Here is a 15,304-nt window from a genome sequence, read left to right on the forward strand (position 1 = left end):
CTTTTGTTAAACGCTTAACTTAAAAGCACTTGTTTACAATAAAGCCTAAAATTGATAAATTGTTCTTTTAAGGATGTATTGATAGTGGTGAGCTAGCCGAGTATGGCTATTTACTCATACACTCACTCATGAATCTCATTACAGAGGTCAGATAGTAGATTGGCAAACATCTAGGTTATAAACCACCTAAGCTTATCTTACCAAAGCCCATTTACGAAAATAACATAAGGTTCAATGAAGCAATTAAAATAAGAATCAGCAGGTTCCTCTTAGTCGCTTGAGGTTTTGCTTTATCAAGTGATTTAAAACCAACAACAGTCCCTAAGATTACCGCAATAATACCTACTATGAGAAATGGCAGCAAGGAGGTTTCAATATCTCCATTTGCTGCATGAAGACTAATTGAAAAAATACTGGAGATAATAGCTGAAACTTGTATACTAACAATATAGGAAAAGCGTTGGTTTGGATAAAGCATGATGAAAAACGTAGCAATAAAAATGCCTCCAATGCCAAACATGCCTCCCACAATCCCAGCAAGAATTCCAAGAATGAAGCTAACCCATCGCTTTGGGGACTTTCTTGTTGCTGTCTCTTTCTTTGAAAACCTTGGAAGCAGAAGCTGATAAAGGGCCACGATGAACAAAAAGCCACCAAGCCATACTTTAATCGCATCCATTTCACCGTAATTTGAAAGTATAAAAAAGGCGATGAGTCGACCGATGATTACGTAGATTATAAACTCGGTAATTTTCTTCCACTCAATATATTTGTAATATTTAATTACAGCTGTCACACCACCAAATATTAAGATCGTTAATATGATTAAGGTTGTGTCTTTGACTGTCATAAACAGAGGTAATACGGAAACCACAACTAACCCTGTTCCAATTCCACTAATACTTTGCAAAAAAGCACCCACAAAAACCAAGGCAAAAACGAGAATAAATAAGATATGTATCAGTCCTCATTTGAGATTTGCTAAAACCTACATTGAGTATAGCATGAAAAAATCAACAAAAAGGAGATGACACTTATGGATATCCTGCAAGCGGTTGGTCCGCTTCTGATCGTTGGAATCATCGTATTGTTTATTATTAACCGTCTCAAATCTATGCATAAAAAAGGGTCAATGGCCAAATTTAAATCTAAACGAAAACAAGTACTCATAGATAGCGCAATTCCATTAGGGATGATTGCAGGCGCAGGAATAGGAATGGTTGTTGGGATCATAAGTAGTGAGTTCGTATACGACATTAGCTTAGGTGCTGCATTTGGTATGCTCATTGGATATTTTGTGTTCGCATATTACAGCAAACGCACCCGTTCACATACCAACTAAACGATTATTCGTACGTGGCATCGCTTTTTCGATAAGCGGTTAAAGCTGTCTTCATGCCCGCATATGTTCCGACGGCTGCATTCCCGTAAAAGAATCCCATAAAGAGTCCGGCCGGTAAGTCATGCCGGTGACTGTAAAATACAGAGATCAACACGCCAAGCACAGTTGCGACGGTGGGAATATATTTGTGAGGGATGCGAGTCATCCATTTAATAAGTTCCGTAACAATTAAGACAACAGGCACAGCAAGTACGGCATCCCAGATATTTGTTTGAATTGTAGGTAGATCCATCAATTACCCTCCTAGAGATCGTCTTATCTATAAGATGTCCGTTTCTTTGGAAAGTATTTTTAAAAGACGTGTAAAGGGGATAGTTATGATGAGCAGGACCGGGATCGTTGTTCTAGGAAGTGTTTTATTAATGGTATGCTTTGGGTGCTCGGATCCGAACGAAGCTAAAAGGGTACGTTATGAAATGGAGGGTAGGCTGTTAAAGTCTGGTTCAGATAGTCAGCTCATATTGAGTGGCAATACTGGTGCAGTTTCAATGGGAAATCAAACAGGCGACGAGGAGATTTTTGATGATCTTTCAAGTGGGGATTTTATCCGTGTGACGATTAGTGAGATCGCCGAGAGTTACCCTGGTCGGACAACGGTCTATGACCTCGAATTAATTGAGGAAGGCACAGTGGAAGACCTTCCTCAAGATGAATTGGAAGTGTTGAATGAAATGGGTTGGACCGTTGAGTGAGCACGCGCGTTAAAGCATCCGCTTCATCCCATCATGACTCGCTTCAAACCCAAGGCGCTCATAAAAACGGTGGGCGTCTTTTCGTGTTTTATCCGTGGTTAGTTGCACCATGCTGCAATTTGCTTCTTTTGCACGTTCAAATGCATCTTCAAAAAGCTTTTCGCCAATGCGCTTGCCTCTATGCTTTTCGTCGACACGAACACCTTCAATTTGTGCGCGCTTCATCCCCATTCGCGATAGACCGGGAATGATGGTGAGCTGCAGAAACCCAAGAAGTTCTTCCTCTTCCACGGCAACTAGAATACAATTTCCTTTTTGTTCCTCTATTGCATTAAATGCTTCGTCATATTCACTTGGCAAAGGGTCCTGGTATGATTCTCGTTTGGAGCCTAAGACGTCGTCTGCTAACATTCGAACAATTTCTGGTAGATCCTGTTTGGTTGCTTTTCTAACATTCATAACCATCGTCCTCCACTTAACTTTTATTTCCGCGGAAGTACCAATCCATTGCGTTTTGATACAGCACTTTATGAATCGCTTCTTCATCCTTCAAACACTTTTTCACAAGATCGATGTCTGAATCCTGGAAGGGTCTTGGTGCACGGGTAGATGGTAGATCCGTTCCAAACATTAAGGCATCATTATTGATTCGATAGATGTCTTGAATCATTTCGGCTGCATCAAAATCTAATCGGCTAAACCCCGTTGCTTTTACTTTTACACCATGAGAGACAAGCTTTAATAAATCGTCTGAACCTGATTTAGATAATCCGAGGTGATCAATGGAGACGGCAGGTAATGTTGTAAGCGCATCGTAAATGTCCGCTAATCTTGCAGAATTGATGTATAACTCCGTATGCCAACCGACTAAGTCATACACTCGATTTGAGAAGGCTTCCAATTTTGATAGATCTTCTGAACCTCCTCTGTTTACATTAAAGCGTAACCCTCTCACACCAGCTTCATTTAACTCAATGATTTCTTCATCGCTTGTTGTGTAAGGTAATTGAGTGACACCAACAAACCCACTGCCTAATTGTTTAAGGGATTCCTTTAAATACGTCTGGTCAAATTTTTGGAAGGAGCCAGATACAATCGCGCCATTCGTGATAGATAATCTCTTGGCATCAACGGAGTAGTCTTCTGCTGTATAAGAGTCCGGTGTAAATCCTTGATTCTCGTAAATAGGAAAACGTCTATCAATAATATGTAGATGGGCATCAAAGATCTTCATGTTTCTCTCCTTCTTTCTATGTAGGTATAGTCTCATCTTATCAAAAGCGATAGAATAAGAAAAAGACAAAAATCTTCTTCATTTTAATAAGAAAAACTTATAGTAAGGGTGGACTGAGTATGAAGGTAGACGATCATCAATTAATTGTTGCGTTATCAGAAGCTGGTACGATTAAAGAAGCATCTAAAGCGCTTTTAATATCACAGCCTGCAGTTAGTCAACGACTTAAAAGTATCGAAGCCTATTGGGGAAAGCCGTTGTTTATTCGTACACCTAAAAAGCTAATCCCAACGCCGAATGGAGAGAAGGTCATTTCATTCTCTAGAAACATGATGAATGAGACGGACCAGGTTATGAATGCATTATCGATGGAGTCAGGTACGGTTGAAGGTACGTTATCATTGGGTGTTTCTTCAACGATTGGCCAGTATTATCTTCCAGCTGTGCTGGGTGATTTTATTACGAACTATCCAAAAGTAAATATTGAGCTTTTTACTGGATTATCAAGTGAAGTAATTGGGCAGCATGAGGGATTTCATGTATTCATTACTCGAGGAAACAAACCAAAGACTCATTCATTTCTTCTGTTAGAAGAGAGATTGTATTTATTGAGGAAGGTAGAGGCGCAATCAAATGTATTAATCGAATTTCAAACAGATTCAAGTTTCCAAACGATTGTTAACCAATGGTTTATTCAGCATCCAGAGCAACATGTGTCAACGAAAGTTAAGGTTGATCAGATGGAAACCTCTAAACAGCTGCTGAAACACGGAATTGGAGCCACTGTTCTGCCGGAGCTTGCTGTAGGTGACTTAGACCTATCAGATTATCATGTGACCTTGTTATCAAATGAAGATGAACAAATCATTCGGAAAACGTGGGTAAGCTATTCAGAATATGCCGGGTCATTCCCTCAGGTACAAGCGTTTTTAGCATTTATTCGTTCGTACAACAAGTAAAAAAACCGTACTAGTCCGTAGAGCTAGTGCGGTTTTGGTCTTTTTTAAATAATTTGTATAATTGTCGAGTAGATAATGCCCCTATCAGGATTCCTGTAAACACTACATTTTGTGCTTTCTCTAGAGGAATAATACTAAGCTGAACCATTGATATAATAAGAATGGAAAATGCGACAAGAACCAAATGAAGGATAAATTTTGTTTCATCTTTCATAACGGTTATCTCCTATCTTTCACTTTATGTGATATTGTTATTGCTCATTATATCACATTTATAGATTCAAATAGAAATGTACATCATTCTTTATGAAATCTTTATTAATTTAAGTCATTTGTTTGTAGACAGATTATCAAACGTATAATAGGAATGATTGAACAAGGAGGAATTGTAATGAATCAAAACTCAAAGGTAGATGCTTTTTTAGAAAGGGAAAATAAATGGAAGGAAGAGTTTACCGCACTTCGCCACATCGTTTGTACAGCTGAAGTTGTTGAAGAGTTTAAGTGGGGTAACCCTTGTTATACAGTGAACGGAAAAAATGTCGTGTTGATTCATGGATTCAAAGAGTATTGTGCTCTCCTATTCATGAAAGGAGCCCTGCTTACAGATACAGATGGACTACTTGTTCAACAAACAGAAAATGTACAAGCAGCCAGGCAGATACGGTTTAAAGATCTACAAGAGGTTGAAAAGAACAGAGAAAAGATCATCGCGTACATAAATCAGGTGATTGAAGTAGAAAAGGCCGGATTAAAAGTGGAATTAAATCTCGATACAGAAAAGACAATTCCTTTAGAGCTCGAGCAGAAGTTTGATGAGAATCCAGACCTAGAAGAAGCCTTTAAAAAGTTGACGCCAGGACGCCAGCGGGCATATCTATTGTACTTCTCACAAGCGAAACAAGCCAAGACTAGAGTGACGAGAATTGAAAAATATGTCCAACATATTCTAGATGGAAAAGGGTTGAAGGATGAATAGAAAGAGAACGAAAGACCCTTAAGGCTAGGATTTCATTTCCTGACTAGGGGTCTTTTTAAATAATCGAGTGTACTCTCTGCTGAATTGGGACGGGCTTTCGTAGCCTACTTTGTAGGCGATGCTTGCTATATCTGCTGTCTCAGTTAATAACAGACGTCTCGCTTCATTTAATCTTAACTGCTTTTGATATTGTATTGGACTCATAGCTGTTACTTCTTTAAATTGCTTATGTAAGGTAGACGTGCTTACATTTGCTATGGTTGCTAATTCCTCCACTTTCATTGGTTGATCGTACGTACGTAATAAGTATGTAATCACCTCCTTCATCCTAAAAGCAAGGCTTCCTTCTACGACCATTTGTTTTAACATCGTCCCATGTGAACTATCTAAAAGCCAATACATGATTTCTTTCTTTAGAATTGGCGCGAGTCCTGTAATGTGAGAAGGATCCTTAAGTAAAAAAGTAAGTCTGGTCAGAGCATCGACTAATGGATGGTTGATTTGCTTCACAAACATCGCGCGATTCGTTTCTTTTCCCTTTAACGTTCGTGTTTGCTCTGACTGATCCATTAACTCAAAAATCTCTGCCAACGTAAATTCAATCTTAATTGCTATATAGGGTAGATCTTTTGTTGCATGGACTACCTGTCCAATAACAGGCAAATCAAAGGCACCCACAATGTAATCGCCAGCACGATATGAGAAGTGCTGACTGCCCATGTTCATTTCTTTTTGACCTTGCAGGACAAGACAAAACGAAGGTTCGTTTACTCGTGGAATGGGTTGGGTGGGCTCAGATTCGCGAATGAGAGATAGTGATGGGATCACGGTTTTATGTACTCCATCTGTCATTAAATGTTTAATGACAAAATGTCTAAGCCTAGTGAGTTGCGAATCACACATGTTTTTATTCTCCTTTTTACTAAGAAGTATACGTTGAAAAGAAGGTACATGGAAGCAATGTAAGAGGAATAGGCAAGAACAGAATAGCTTTAGGTTAAGAGTTCTTAGTAAATCATGTCATACTTAGATAAATGCTAGAAAGGATAGGTGAGTAGAATGGAGTATGTCAAACTGGGTAAGACAGGTTTAGATGTTTCTCGCTTATGTTTAGGCTGTATGGGATTTGGTGATTCTACCAAATGGATTCATGATTGGGTGCTAAAAGAATCAGATTCTCGTAGTGTGATTAAAAAAGCACTCGATTTGGGAATCAACTTTTTTGATACGGCCAATGTGTATTCGCTCGGTACAAGTGAAGAGTATGTCGGAAGAGCGTTAAAGGAACTAGCTCGTCGTGAGGAGATTGTTCTTGCAACAAAAGTTCATGGGAAGATGCACGATGGCCCAAACGGATCTGGACTGTCAAGAAAAGCCATCATGAATGAGATTGATAATAGTCTTAAACGACTAGAAACGGATTACGTTGATTTGTACATTATTCATCGGTGGGATGAGCACACACCGATTGAAGAAACCATGGAGGCGTTACACGACGTCGTGAAATTAGGAAAAGCAAGATATATCGGGGCATCTGCCATGTATGCTTGGCAATTCCAAAAGGCATTACATGTCGCGGAGAAAAATGGATGGACACGATTTGTTTCCATGCAGAATCACTTGAACCTTATTTACCGGGAGGAAGAGAGAGAAATGCTGCCGCTTTGTGTGGAAGAAGGGATAGGGGTTACTCCATATAGTCCACTTGCCTCGGGACGCTTAACCCGTGATGTAACCGTATCTACAAAGCGCTCGCAATCCGATCAAGTACAAAAGTCCAAGTACGATGGAACGGTAGCCACAGATCAAATCATCGTGGAGAGAGTGGCGGATCTTGCACTTAAATATGGGGTGCCTCGTTCTCGCATTGCCATTGCTTGGCTGCTACAGAAGGAAGCTGTTACTGCACCTATTATTGGGGCGACAAAGGAGCAGCATCTAGTGGATGCAGTCGGAGCGCTTGAGGTTGAGCTTTTACCAGAAGATATAGCTTATCTGGAAGAGTGCTATATGCCACATCAGATCGTTGGTCATAAATAAACGCCAAAACGCCGTACTTGTTTATTCAAACGAGTACGGTTTTTTCATTTTATGAAGGAGTCAGAAAAGAAAAAGAGAAGGTAGTACATGAATTGTAAGCGTTTTTATAATCTTGAGTTCAGAGGGGGAGATTACACTGACTAAACCATGGGAAGCTGGGAAGCTCGCTGTCCATCCCAATCAAACCTATCTAGTCAATGGGGACCAACCATTTTTCTGGTTAGGGGATACTGCTTGGACGCTTTTTCAACGGTTATCCATCCATCATGCAAAAACGTACCTAATCAATCGAAAAGAAAAGGGTTTTAATGTGATTCAGTCTATTCTCATCAACGTGGCGCATAAGGAGGACCCTGTCAGTCATCAACAAATCGAGAACGAAGATGTGTTAAAAACCATTGCTCCTGAGAATGATTCATATTGGAAGCGAGTGGTGGAGCTTGTTGATTTTGCAGCTAGTGAAGGCTTGTACTTCGCGCTTTTACCTGTATGGGGAAAGGTGGCTAAAAAGGGCTTTCTACATGAACGTAATGTAGAGGCATATGCGGATTTCTTAGCTGAAACATTCAAAGATAAACCGAATATTCTCTGGTTACTAGGTGGAGATACAAGGGGAGACCTTGAACCTAAGCTTTGGAATGTATTTGGCCAAAAGCTGAAGGCAAGTATGCCGGACATGTTGGTTGGCTATCATCCCTTTGGGCGGACGTCATCCTCGTATTGGTTTCATGATAAGGAGTGGCTTGATATTAACATGTTCCAATCAGGTCATCGCAGATACGATCAACCCGCACTCCAGTCGTGGGACGACGCATATGCACAGGAGCCTTGGTACGGTGAAGATAATTGGCAGTATGTGTTGCATGACCTTGAAAAAGCTCCGACCAAGCCTGTAATTGATGGGGAGCCCTCATATGAACAAATTCCACAGGGGTTACATGATTCCTCCGAACCTTATTGGCAGGCGCATCACACACGTAGATATGCATATTGGTCTGTACTATCTGGAGCGTTTGGGCACACCTATGGACATAATGCCATCTTTCAGTTTAACGGGGCAGGGTATAAGTCAGAGTACGGGGTGAATGCGACGTGGGCTGAGGCGCTACATGCAAGTGGAGGCAGCCAAATGCAATATCTAAAAGAGTTGATGCTTGAGATTCAATTTCAAGAATGTGAACAGATTCAATCGATATTGTATCCAGAGGAAGCGTCGGAGCCAAAGGAAGATAAAGTCTTAGCCTTTGGAAGTGACCAGCATCTTGTTGTGTATACGTACAGTGGTAAAAGCTTCTCACTTCATAAACCCGAAACAACTATGAATTACAAAGTCTATTGGATTGACCCTGTGAATGGCAGCAGAAGCTATACTGGTCTCTATTCGTTAAATGATGTCGTAACGTTCCATCCACCACCAAAGACTTCCGACTTTACAGACTGGGTGTTGCTGCTTGCTGCAACTGAATAGAGAAGGGAGAAGGGGGCGCTGTGAGGTGTCCTTTTTCAATTGGAATGTCCTGTCATTTTAGTATTGAAGCTAATTGGAGAAAGATGGTAGGCTAGAAAGAGGTGGAACAAATGAGAAGGAGGAAACCATGAGAATTTGGTATTCATATGTTTTTCTCGGATTAACCATACTATTAAGTTTCCGATTATTTGTTGATCATGGATTTTGGATTCCGTTTCTTTTCTTATTGTTCCTTAATGTTCTTTGTTTGATCAGGGAACGCGCTTTGCTGAGAAAACTGAAGGAAAATCAGGAAAAGGACCGTCAATTGGAATATGCAAAGTTAGCTATTACGCAGGTTGGGTTAACAATTGTGTTGTTTATAGTGGTTGTTATTGTGATTTGAGGAGGTTTTTGTGAATATTCACTTGTTGCTTTATAACTTGACACAAGATCGTATGCTTTTTATGAAAGAAAAAACGCAGATATTTCTTCCTTCCTTTATTACAAAACCGTTTCATATCGCTGAGACCACAGTCATCAATGACTATCTCTTTAATGAGTATCAACTACAAACAAATGTGGTCAGATGTCTTGATCAGGGTCCTACTCAAAGAGTGTACGAAGTAGAACTGCTTACTCCGGTTTTAGAAGATGATCAAAACATGGTATGGGCACCTCCCGCATGCCAAGAGAATAGAACCTTCTTGGCACAAGACCAGCAGTGGATTCTTGATCTCTGGTTAGCTAGTCAACCTTCCAACGTACCATGGATGCGATATGGATGGAGAGAGTGCGTTGAGGATTGGATGAGCCATACTTTAACGGAAATGAATCTCAAGATCACACAGAACCGGAATTGGGGGAAGTGTTCACTTTATCAGGTAGAGACGGAAACAGATAATTATTATATTAAAGCGGCCCCTGAGCTATTTAAACATGAACCGTTTGTTCATAGTCAACTAGGTGATTACGCCCCTCAAATCTTGTCTATACATAAAGATGTTTCGATGTACGTAATGAAAGGGTTAAAAGGTACGTTACTAGGATACTCAAGGCAATTTAACCATTGGAAAGAGACGGTTAGGAGGATGGCTTCTGTTCAGAAAAGATACGTATCAGGAGATCTGCTAACTCAAGTGGAAGTACCAGTTCGACCTTTGACTGAGGTATTAAGCGAACAATCTTTATGTATAGCCATGCGAATGTTAGAAAAAGAGATCCCTTCAAATGAATATCAGCTCATTTCCTCGACCATACCTGCAGTTCAGGCTACGGTACAAATACTTTTAAGGAAAATGCCACTTTCACTTGATCATGGTGATCTATTTGGAGGAAATGTCATCGTTGAGCAGAACATCCCTTATATAATCGACTGGTCTGACAGTTCCATTACGCATCCCTTTTTAAGTGTTGTTCAGCTATTCGATGAAGTGATGAGCATTTTTTCTGAGGCAGCAGCGGAGGAATTACTTTGTTATTATCTAGATTTTTGGACAGAGTATGGTTCTGAATCTCAGTTAAAAGAAGAGTTTCACACCATTCAAAAATTAGAGCCAGTTTTTTATTTAGTTGTTCATTTACTTTACATTTTTCCCGCGTTTACTGAAAACGTTGAAAAAGATCGCATCGTTCAAGAGTATTTCTTACAGTGGACAACACATTTTCAATAAGGAGTGATTCGAGATATGCCTACATGCAATCATTGTGGAGCACAGTGGACTTGGTGGCAGACATTAAAGCGTTCATTTACAATTAGTCCGGGTATGCCTTGTCCAAAGTGTGAGAAGGAACAATTTGTGACGAAGCGATCGAAGAAGAAAAGCGGACTATTAGGTTTTATTTTTCCTCTCATGTTACCTATTGTGACAATGCTACAAGTTCCAGTAATGCTTATTCTGTTCATCTATCCTAGCTTGTTCTTACTACTTATCAGCTTGTATCCATTCCTTATTGAATTCTCCAATGAGGAAGAATTTATGTTCTAGGCTCTGGCACCTGCCTAATTCATAATCTCTGCATCTCTTTTAAGTTATGTCCCGCATACAATATTAAACTAATGTTAAGGGGCGCTACTTATGAAGAGATACAACGGGCAAAAACAAGAAATAGTGAGTCGATATCCTCCTAATTTTGGGACGCGGCTTGCCTATGTTGGAAGTATTTTAGTGACGATTGGCGATGCAATTGCAACCCTTGGTGTGGCGATTGATTTAGAGCAAATTGAGGTGGATGAGGCGAACCAGGCGCTTGCGGACGAAACGCAACAGCAGGATATGACGGCGATTCAAAACCAGCTTGCTGCACTACAGCAGGAAATTCAAGACTTAAAGAAGAAGAAGTAAAAACATAATCAGTAGGAGTACATTATGATTCGCACATATACCAAGCACGATCTTTCATTTATTGTAGATTCGCATTATGAGTTGTATCATCAGGAGTTTCAGTATGATGAAACGTTTAAGGCCTTTATTCAACATAAGGTGAAAGGCTTTCTTGCGCGAAACCTCCCTCGTGAGTCCATTTGGATTGTCGAAGTAGACGGGGAAAATAAGGGCTCAATAGCTATTAATGAGGTAGATGATGAGACCGCTCAATTAGGTTTATTTTTAATGGACCCATCCTTAAGAGGGAAGGGGTACGGCCAGAAACTCATTCAAACAGCGATTCAATTTTGTATCGATCAGCACTATAAATCAATCATCCTTTTCACCAATCAGGAGCTTGTGAGTGCACGCATGCTCTATCAAAAAAATGGTTTTTCCCTTATTGAAAGTTGGGTTGACCTCAAGTCGAACAAAGAGTTAGTGGAGGAAAAGTGGAGAGTAGAATTGATTCCTGAACTGATCCATAAATAAGGCTATGCGCTAAAAGAATTTCCCTTAGGCAATTCTTTTTTGCATAGCTTAAAGATGTTTACTCGGGTTAGAATATTGCTATAGACCCACTCAAAGTGGCTGTGGTACGATGTGATTCGACTTTAACACAAAGAGGGAATCTAATGAATCGAACATCTTCCATCGCGCTTTTATCTGTTATTAGTAATGGGTCCGTTCTTACTTTAAAATTTATTGTGGGTATCATGACTGGCTCTGTTGCCGTTATTTCTGAGGCGATCCACTCCTCATTGGACATGCTGGCCTCTATTATTGCGTTTGTTTCTGTAAGAATTTCTGGCAAGCCCGCTGATTCAGAGCATCCATTTGGCCATGGAAAAGTAGAGAACATTTCAGGTACGATCGAAACCTTGCTCATTTTTGTAGCAGGCATTTGGGTTATTTATGAATGTATCCATAAGCTTTTGCATCCAGAGGATATACAGATGCCAATGCTTGCGATTCTAGTGATGCTTGTTGGAGCGACTGTTAATTTCATCGTTTCAAAGGTTGTTAAAAAAGAAGCAGACCGCGTCCAATCTGTAGCCATGAAATCAAATGCGTTTCATCTTTTAACAGATGTATATACGTCACTTGGGGTAGCCATTGGTCTTTTGATCGTTGCGATTACAGGTTGGTATTTTCTAGATCCGATCATTGGAATTGTTCTAGCTATTTATATTATGGTAGAAGCTGTGAAGCTCATGAAGGAAGCCTTTCCTCCATTACTTGATGCCCGGTTGTCAAAAGAGGAAGAAGAACAGATCTTAGATATTATTGAAACGTTTGATGAGGAATATATTGAAGTGCATGATTTTCGGACAAGACGTGCCGGAGCTCAAGCGTATATTGACTTTCATCTCGTTGTGTCATCACATGAAAGCATAGAAACCTTGCATCATTTATGTGACAGAATGGAAGAACGAATTGTTGAAGAGTTTCATCAAGCAGAGATTCTCATTCACCTAGAACCGGAAAGTGAGCGCAAGAGTCATATAGAATAATATGAAAAATCCCATCCATTCCTGGACGGGATTTTTGATTATAATAAGGTCAACAGCTGACCACCAATGGCTCCAGCAACAACAACGGTCCAAGGAGGCAGCTTCCAGTAAGCAAGCATAAAGAACAGGAGAGCTGCAAGCGCAAAGTCTAAGGTTGAGCCAATGGCACTTAGCCAAATTGGTTGGTAAAAAGCAGATATTAAAATACCAACCACTGCAGCATTTACCCCGAGTAGCGCGGCCTTCATTTGTTTATGTTGGCTTAGAGACGACCAGAATGGTAGTGTACCAAAGATTAAGAGAAAAGCAGGTAGGAAAATGGCAGCCGTTGCGATGAATCCGCCTGTCCAACCAGCAATATCCGCACCTATGTACGCCGCAAATGTAAAGAGTGGACCCGGAACCGCCTGTGCGGCGCCGTAGCCTGCAAGGAAGGATTCTTCACTTATAAGACCGGTTGGCACAAACTCTCTTTCAAGTAATGGAAGAACAACATGCCCCCCTCCAAATACGAGAGAGCCTGAACGGTAAAAGCTATCAATCATGCTAACCCATGTAGAGGACATCCATGTAGCGAGAAAAGGGAGTCCAACTAGTAAAATAAAAAAGAGAGCTAAGCATACGGCTCCAACCTTTTTAGAAAGTGGAATGGAAAAGGATTCCGTTTGAGTTGTTTGGATGCCTTTAAATAGAACCCATCCAATGAAACCGGCGATCACGATTACACTCACCTGAGTAAGAACATGCGGAATAAGTAATGTGGCGAGAAGTGAGAACAAGACAATTGTCTTTCGCTTTAGGTCAGGAGCCAGGTTGGCAGCCATACCGATGATCGCATGGGCGACAACCGCTACTGCCGTCAGCTTTAATCCTTGGATAAAGCCGGCGTCCATAACGTTAAATTGATTAGCGAGAAAAACGAATAGGATGAGTGCAAGAACAGAAGGCATGGTGAAGCCAATGAATGAAATGAACCCTCCAAGTGTCCCCGCGCGAGACACACCGATCCCGATCCCAACCTGGCTGCTTGCCGGACCAGGGAGGAACTGACAGAGAGCCACTAAGTCTGCATAAGCCTTGTCAGTGAGCCACTTACGCTTGTTTACATATTCTTCTCGAAAGTACCCCAAATGCGCGATCGGCCCTCCAAATGAAGTGAGTCCAAGTTTAGTTGACACGACTAAAATCTCAAGTAGTCTTTGAAAATAGGTCATGTTCGCCTCCTACGTTACTCTTTGATTTCCTTAAATAATTCATACGCCTTGTTTCGTGCTTCAACTAGTACGTCTTCCCCTTGTTTTGTGGTGGAGTAATATTTTCTAATTTTCCCCTCCACATTGCGGTCTTCTCTCGTTAGGAGTCCATCTGATTCCATGCTGTGTAAGATTGGATAGAGAGTCCCACTACTGATCTCGTATCCGTGCTCCTTCAGTTCTTCAACCATCCACACACCGTACACCGGGTGCTCTTTTGCGTGGTGAAGGATATGAATCTGGATGAACCCTAAAAATAATTTTCGAATGACTCGTCCTTCCATGTTTTCGTCCCCTTATTTCTAATTTCGATATCGAAAGTCTATATCGATTTTCGTCTATTGTCAACAGGAGGGAGGTTGACAAGGGGATGGTATACTTAAGATGAATACAAAAACTAGAGTAGGTGTTACATCTTGAAAATGAAAAAACCAAACATATCAGAGCGATTGATCACGGGAGATTTCCGCCAGATCTTTGATGACGAAGATCCATATCTAAGCCAAATGAATATCTCTGGATCCATTTTTGAAAATGAAACAATAGACCGAGTTCATTTATCAAACATGATCATTTCAAAGTGTTCGTTTCAGAACAATCGCTTTCAACGAATTGATCTAACAGATGTACAGTTTGAACACTGTGATTTCTCGAATTCAGACTTAAGCGAAGCGAGTATCCACCGCGTCACATTTAAAAATTGTAAGTTCATGGGTGCGGACTTATCGGATGGGCGGTTCGGACATGTCACATTTGATGAATGCTTATTAAACCTTAGCCAATTCGGTGATTCAAAAATGGAGAAAGTGGCTTTCCAAGCGTGTAATCTGACAAGTGCTGATTTCTTCCAATGTAAACTGAAAGAGGTTAAATATACGGAAAGTAAGCTTGATGGTGTAAGCTTTGACCGTACGAAACTAAAAGGAATTGATCTAAGTACATCGCAATTCGATTCCTTAGTTGTTTCACTCGAGGACTTAAAAGGCTGCATCGTATCAGAGTGGCAGGCACTTGCCTTTGCGAGAATGCTGGGGCTGGTTGTGAAGTAGGACGGGAGGGGGAGAGGATCAGGTGATGATCCTCTCTTTTTATGTAGGCGTTGGATAATCAAGAGGATAGACTGATATACATCGGGAAATGAGCAAATACAACGGGTTGGAGCAGCAATACATCGGAGAAAAGGGAAATACATCGGGCTAGAGCAGAAATACATCCGGACAAGGGCAAATACATCGGGTTAGAGCAGAAATACATCCGGGAAAGAGCAAATACATCGGTCTAGAGCAGAAATACATCGAGGAAAAGGGAAATACAACGGACTGGAGTAGAAATACATCGAGGAAAGGGCAAATACATCGGGCTGGAGCACAGATACATCCGTTCAATCGATCTCAACAAAAAAATGCCCGGATTCAACC

Annotated in this window: 21 protein-coding genes; 13 read left to right on the forward strand and 8 right to left on the reverse strand. The window is 40.8% G+C overall.

Going from position 1 to position 15,304, the window contains the following annotated elements:
• Positions 1 to 211 precede the first annotated feature (211 nt).
• Positions 212 to 910: a sulfite exporter TauE/SafE family protein gene (locus tag NSQ54_03740; GenBank protein ID WYP27239.1), complete on the reverse strand. Its 699-nt coding sequence runs from the start codon at positions 908 to 910 to the stop codon at positions 212 to 214.
• 126 nt (positions 911 to 1,036) lie between these two features.
• On the opposite strand from NSQ54_03740, the gene NSQ54_03745 reads away from it, so the two are divergent.
• On the forward strand, positions 1,037 to 1,342 hold the full coding sequence (locus tag NSQ54_03745; GenBank protein WYP27240.1) for a hypothetical protein: 306 nt from the start codon (positions 1,037 to 1,039) through the stop codon (positions 1,340 to 1,342).
• Positions 1,343 to 1,346: 4 nt separating this feature from the next.
• On the opposite strand, the gene NSQ54_03750 is transcribed toward NSQ54_03745, so the two are convergent.
• Entirely contained in the window at positions 1,347 to 1,634 is a 288-nt protein-coding gene (locus tag NSQ54_03750) for a hypothetical protein (protein WYP27241.1), read from the reverse strand.
• Between the two features lie 88 nt (positions 1,635 to 1,722).
• On the opposite strand from NSQ54_03750, the gene NSQ54_03755 reads away from it, so the two are divergent.
• Positions 1,723 to 2,094, forward strand: coding sequence for a hypothetical protein (locus NSQ54_03755; protein WYP27242.1), 372 nt, complete (start codon positions 1,723 to 1,725; stop codon positions 2,092 to 2,094).
• 9 nt (positions 2,095 to 2,103) lie between these two features.
• Here the strand turns inward: NSQ54_03755 and NSQ54_03760 are convergent, their stop codons facing one another.
• Together NSQ54_03760 and NSQ54_03765 are read right to left on the reverse strand one after the other, a co-directional pair.
• Entirely contained in the window at positions 2,104 to 2,553 is a 450-nt protein-coding gene (locus NSQ54_03760) for a GNAT family N-acetyltransferase (protein ID WYP27243.1), read from the reverse strand.
• Positions 2,554 to 2,569: 16 nt separating this feature from the next.
• Entirely contained in the window at positions 2,570 to 3,328 is a 759-nt protein-coding gene (locus NSQ54_03765) for an amidohydrolase family protein (protein WYP27244.1), read from the reverse strand.
• 119 nt (positions 3,329 to 3,447) lie between these two features.
• Between NSQ54_03765 and NSQ54_03770 the strand changes: the two genes are divergently transcribed.
• Positions 3,448 to 4,287, forward strand: coding sequence for a LysR family transcriptional regulator (locus NSQ54_03770; GenBank protein ID WYP27245.1), 840 nt, complete (start codon positions 3,448 to 3,450; stop codon positions 4,285 to 4,287).
• Positions 4,288 to 4,297: 10 nt separating this feature from the next.
• On the opposite strand, the gene NSQ54_03775 is transcribed toward NSQ54_03770, so the two are convergent.
• Positions 4,298 to 4,501 carry a hypothetical protein gene (locus NSQ54_03775; protein WYP27246.1) on the reverse strand — a complete coding sequence of 68 codons (204 nt, stop codon included), beginning with the start codon at positions 4,499 to 4,501 and terminating at the stop codon, positions 4,298 to 4,300.
• 177 nt (positions 4,502 to 4,678) lie between these two features.
• Here NSQ54_03775 and NSQ54_03780 point away from each other — a divergent pair, with 177 nt between their 5' ends.
• Positions 4,679 to 5,266, forward strand: a complete 588-nt coding sequence (locus tag NSQ54_03780; GenBank protein ID WYP27247.1) for a YdeI/OmpD-associated family protein — start codon at positions 4,679 to 4,681, stop codon at positions 5,264 to 5,266.
• 24 nt (positions 5,267 to 5,290) lie between these two features.
• On the opposite strand, the gene NSQ54_03785 is transcribed toward NSQ54_03780, so the two are convergent.
• Positions 5,291 to 6,169, reverse strand: a complete 879-nt coding sequence (locus NSQ54_03785; GenBank protein ID WYP27248.1) for an AraC family transcriptional regulator — start codon at positions 6,167 to 6,169, stop codon at positions 5,291 to 5,293.
• A 156-nt stretch (positions 6,170 to 6,325) separates the two neighbouring features.
• Here NSQ54_03785 and NSQ54_03790 point away from each other — a divergent pair, with 156 nt between their 5' ends.
• The 8 genes from NSQ54_03790 (at position 6,326) to NSQ54_03825 (ending at position 12,633) form a co-directional block, all read left to right on the forward strand.
• Complete coding sequence (locus NSQ54_03790) at positions 6,326 to 7,306, forward strand: aldo/keto reductase (protein WYP27249.1); 981 nt, start codon at positions 6,326 to 6,328, stop codon at positions 7,304 to 7,306.
• Between the two features lie 112 nt (positions 7,307 to 7,418).
• Positions 7,419 to 8,774: a DUF4038 domain-containing protein gene (locus NSQ54_03795; protein WYP27250.1), complete on the forward strand. Its 1,356-nt coding sequence runs from the start codon at positions 7,419 to 7,421 to the stop codon at positions 8,772 to 8,774.
• Positions 8,775 to 8,901: 127 nt separating this feature from the next.
• A complete protein-coding gene (locus NSQ54_03800; GenBank protein WYP27251.1) occupies positions 8,902 to 9,159 on the forward strand; it encodes a hypothetical protein in 258 nt (85 codons plus the stop codon).
• Between the two features lie 10 nt (positions 9,160 to 9,169).
• Positions 9,170 to 10,426 carry a phosphotransferase gene (locus NSQ54_03805; GenBank protein ID WYP27252.1) on the forward strand — a complete coding sequence of 419 codons (1,257 nt, stop codon included), beginning with the start codon at positions 9,170 to 9,172 and terminating at the stop codon, positions 10,424 to 10,426.
• A gap of 15 nt (positions 10,427 to 10,441) precedes the next feature.
• Positions 10,442 to 10,741 carry a TIGR04104 family putative zinc finger protein gene (locus NSQ54_03810; GenBank protein ID WYP27253.1) on the forward strand — a complete coding sequence of 100 codons (300 nt, stop codon included), beginning with the start codon at positions 10,442 to 10,444 and terminating at the stop codon, positions 10,739 to 10,741.
• 90 nt (positions 10,742 to 10,831) lie between these two features.
• Positions 10,832 to 11,098, forward strand: coding sequence for a hypothetical protein (locus NSQ54_03815; GenBank protein WYP27254.1), 267 nt, complete (start codon positions 10,832 to 10,834; stop codon positions 11,096 to 11,098).
• Positions 11,099 to 11,122: 24 nt separating this feature from the next.
• Positions 11,123 to 11,611, forward strand: coding sequence for a GNAT family N-acetyltransferase (locus tag NSQ54_03820; GenBank protein ID WYP27255.1), 489 nt, complete (start codon positions 11,123 to 11,125; stop codon positions 11,609 to 11,611).
• A 143-nt stretch (positions 11,612 to 11,754) separates the two neighbouring features.
• Positions 11,755 to 12,633, forward strand: a complete 879-nt coding sequence (locus NSQ54_03825) for a cation diffusion facilitator family transporter (protein WYP27256.1) — start codon at positions 11,755 to 11,757, stop codon at positions 12,631 to 12,633.
• Positions 12,634 to 12,671: 38 nt separating this feature from the next.
• On the opposite strand, the gene chrA is transcribed toward NSQ54_03825, so the two are convergent.
• Positions 12,672 to 13,847, reverse strand: coding sequence for a chromate efflux transporter (gene chrA, locus NSQ54_03830; protein ID WYP27257.1), 1,176 nt, complete (start codon positions 13,845 to 13,847; stop codon positions 12,672 to 12,674).
• Positions 13,848 to 13,861: 14 nt separating this feature from the next.
• The gene (locus NSQ54_03835) at positions 13,862 to 14,170 is read right to left on the reverse strand and encodes a PadR family transcriptional regulator (protein WYP27258.1); all 309 of its coding nucleotides are present in this window, start codon (positions 14,168 to 14,170) and stop codon (positions 13,862 to 13,864) included.
• 138 nt (positions 14,171 to 14,308) lie between these two features.
• On the opposite strand from NSQ54_03835, the gene NSQ54_03840 reads away from it, so the two are divergent.
• On the forward strand, positions 14,309 to 14,935 hold the full coding sequence (locus NSQ54_03840; GenBank protein WYP28490.1) for a pentapeptide repeat-containing protein: 627 nt from the start codon (positions 14,309 to 14,311) through the stop codon (positions 14,933 to 14,935).
• Positions 14,936 to 15,304: the final 369 nt, after the last annotated feature.

The sequence above is a fragment of the Alkalihalobacillus sp. FSL W8-0930 genome (assembly GCA_037965595.1).
Lineage (GTDB): Bacteria > Bacillota > Bacilli > Bacillales > Bacillaceae_D > Alkalicoccobacillus.

Excerpts from the sequence above, each read along its gene's own strand:
- NSQ54_03760 (WYP27243.1), bottom strand. The coding sequence starts at position 2,553 with ATGAATGTTAGAAAAGCAACCAAACAGGATCTACCAGAAATTGTTCGA.
- NSQ54_03775 (WYP27246.1), bottom strand. The coding sequence starts at position 4,501 with ATGAAAGATGAAACAAAATTTATCCTTCATTTGGTTCTTGTCGCATTT.
- NSQ54_03815 (WYP27254.1), top strand. The coding sequence starts at position 10,832 with ATGAAGAGATACAACGGGCAAAAACAAGAAATAGTGAGTCGATATCCT.
- NSQ54_03810 (WYP27253.1), top strand. The coding sequence starts at position 10,442 with ATGCCTACATGCAATCATTGTGGAGCACAGTGGACTTGGTGGCAGACA.
- NSQ54_03750 (WYP27241.1), bottom strand. The coding sequence starts at position 1,634 with ATGGATCTACCTACAATTCAAACAAATATCTGGGATGCCGTACTTGCT.
- NSQ54_03825 (WYP27256.1), top strand. The coding sequence starts at position 11,755 with ATGAATCGAACATCTTCCATCGCGCTTTTATCTGTTATTAGTAATGGG.
- NSQ54_03835 (WYP27258.1), bottom strand. The coding sequence starts at position 14,170 with ATGGAAGGACGAGTCATTCGAAAATTATTTTTAGGGTTCATCCAGATT.
- NSQ54_03785 (WYP27248.1), bottom strand. The coding sequence starts at position 6,169 with ATGTGTGATTCGCAACTCACTAGGCTTAGACATTTTGTCATTAAACAT.
- NSQ54_03765 (WYP27244.1), bottom strand. The coding sequence starts at position 3,328 with ATGAAGATCTTTGATGCCCATCTACATATTATTGATAGACGTTTTCCT.
- NSQ54_03770 (WYP27245.1), top strand. The coding sequence starts at position 3,448 with ATGAAGGTAGACGATCATCAATTAATTGTTGCGTTATCAGAAGCTGGT.
- chrA (WYP27257.1), bottom strand. The coding sequence starts at position 13,847 with ATGACCTATTTTCAAAGACTACTTGAGATTTTAGTCGTGTCAACTAAA.
- NSQ54_03780 (WYP27247.1), top strand. The coding sequence starts at position 4,679 with ATGAATCAAAACTCAAAGGTAGATGCTTTTTTAGAAAGGGAAAATAAA.
- NSQ54_03790 (WYP27249.1), top strand. The coding sequence starts at position 6,326 with ATGGAGTATGTCAAACTGGGTAAGACAGGTTTAGATGTTTCTCGCTTA.
- NSQ54_03820 (WYP27255.1), top strand. The coding sequence starts at position 11,123 with ATGATTCGCACATATACCAAGCACGATCTTTCATTTATTGTAGATTCG.
- NSQ54_03840 (WYP28490.1), top strand. The coding sequence starts at position 14,309 with ATGAAAAAACCAAACATATCAGAGCGATTGATCACGGGAGATTTCCGC.
- NSQ54_03755 (WYP27242.1), top strand. The coding sequence starts at position 1,723 with ATGAGCAGGACCGGGATCGTTGTTCTAGGAAGTGTTTTATTAATGGTA.
- NSQ54_03800 (WYP27251.1), top strand. The coding sequence starts at position 8,902 with ATGAGAATTTGGTATTCATATGTTTTTCTCGGATTAACCATACTATTA.
- NSQ54_03745 (WYP27240.1), top strand. The coding sequence starts at position 1,037 with ATGGATATCCTGCAAGCGGTTGGTCCGCTTCTGATCGTTGGAATCATC.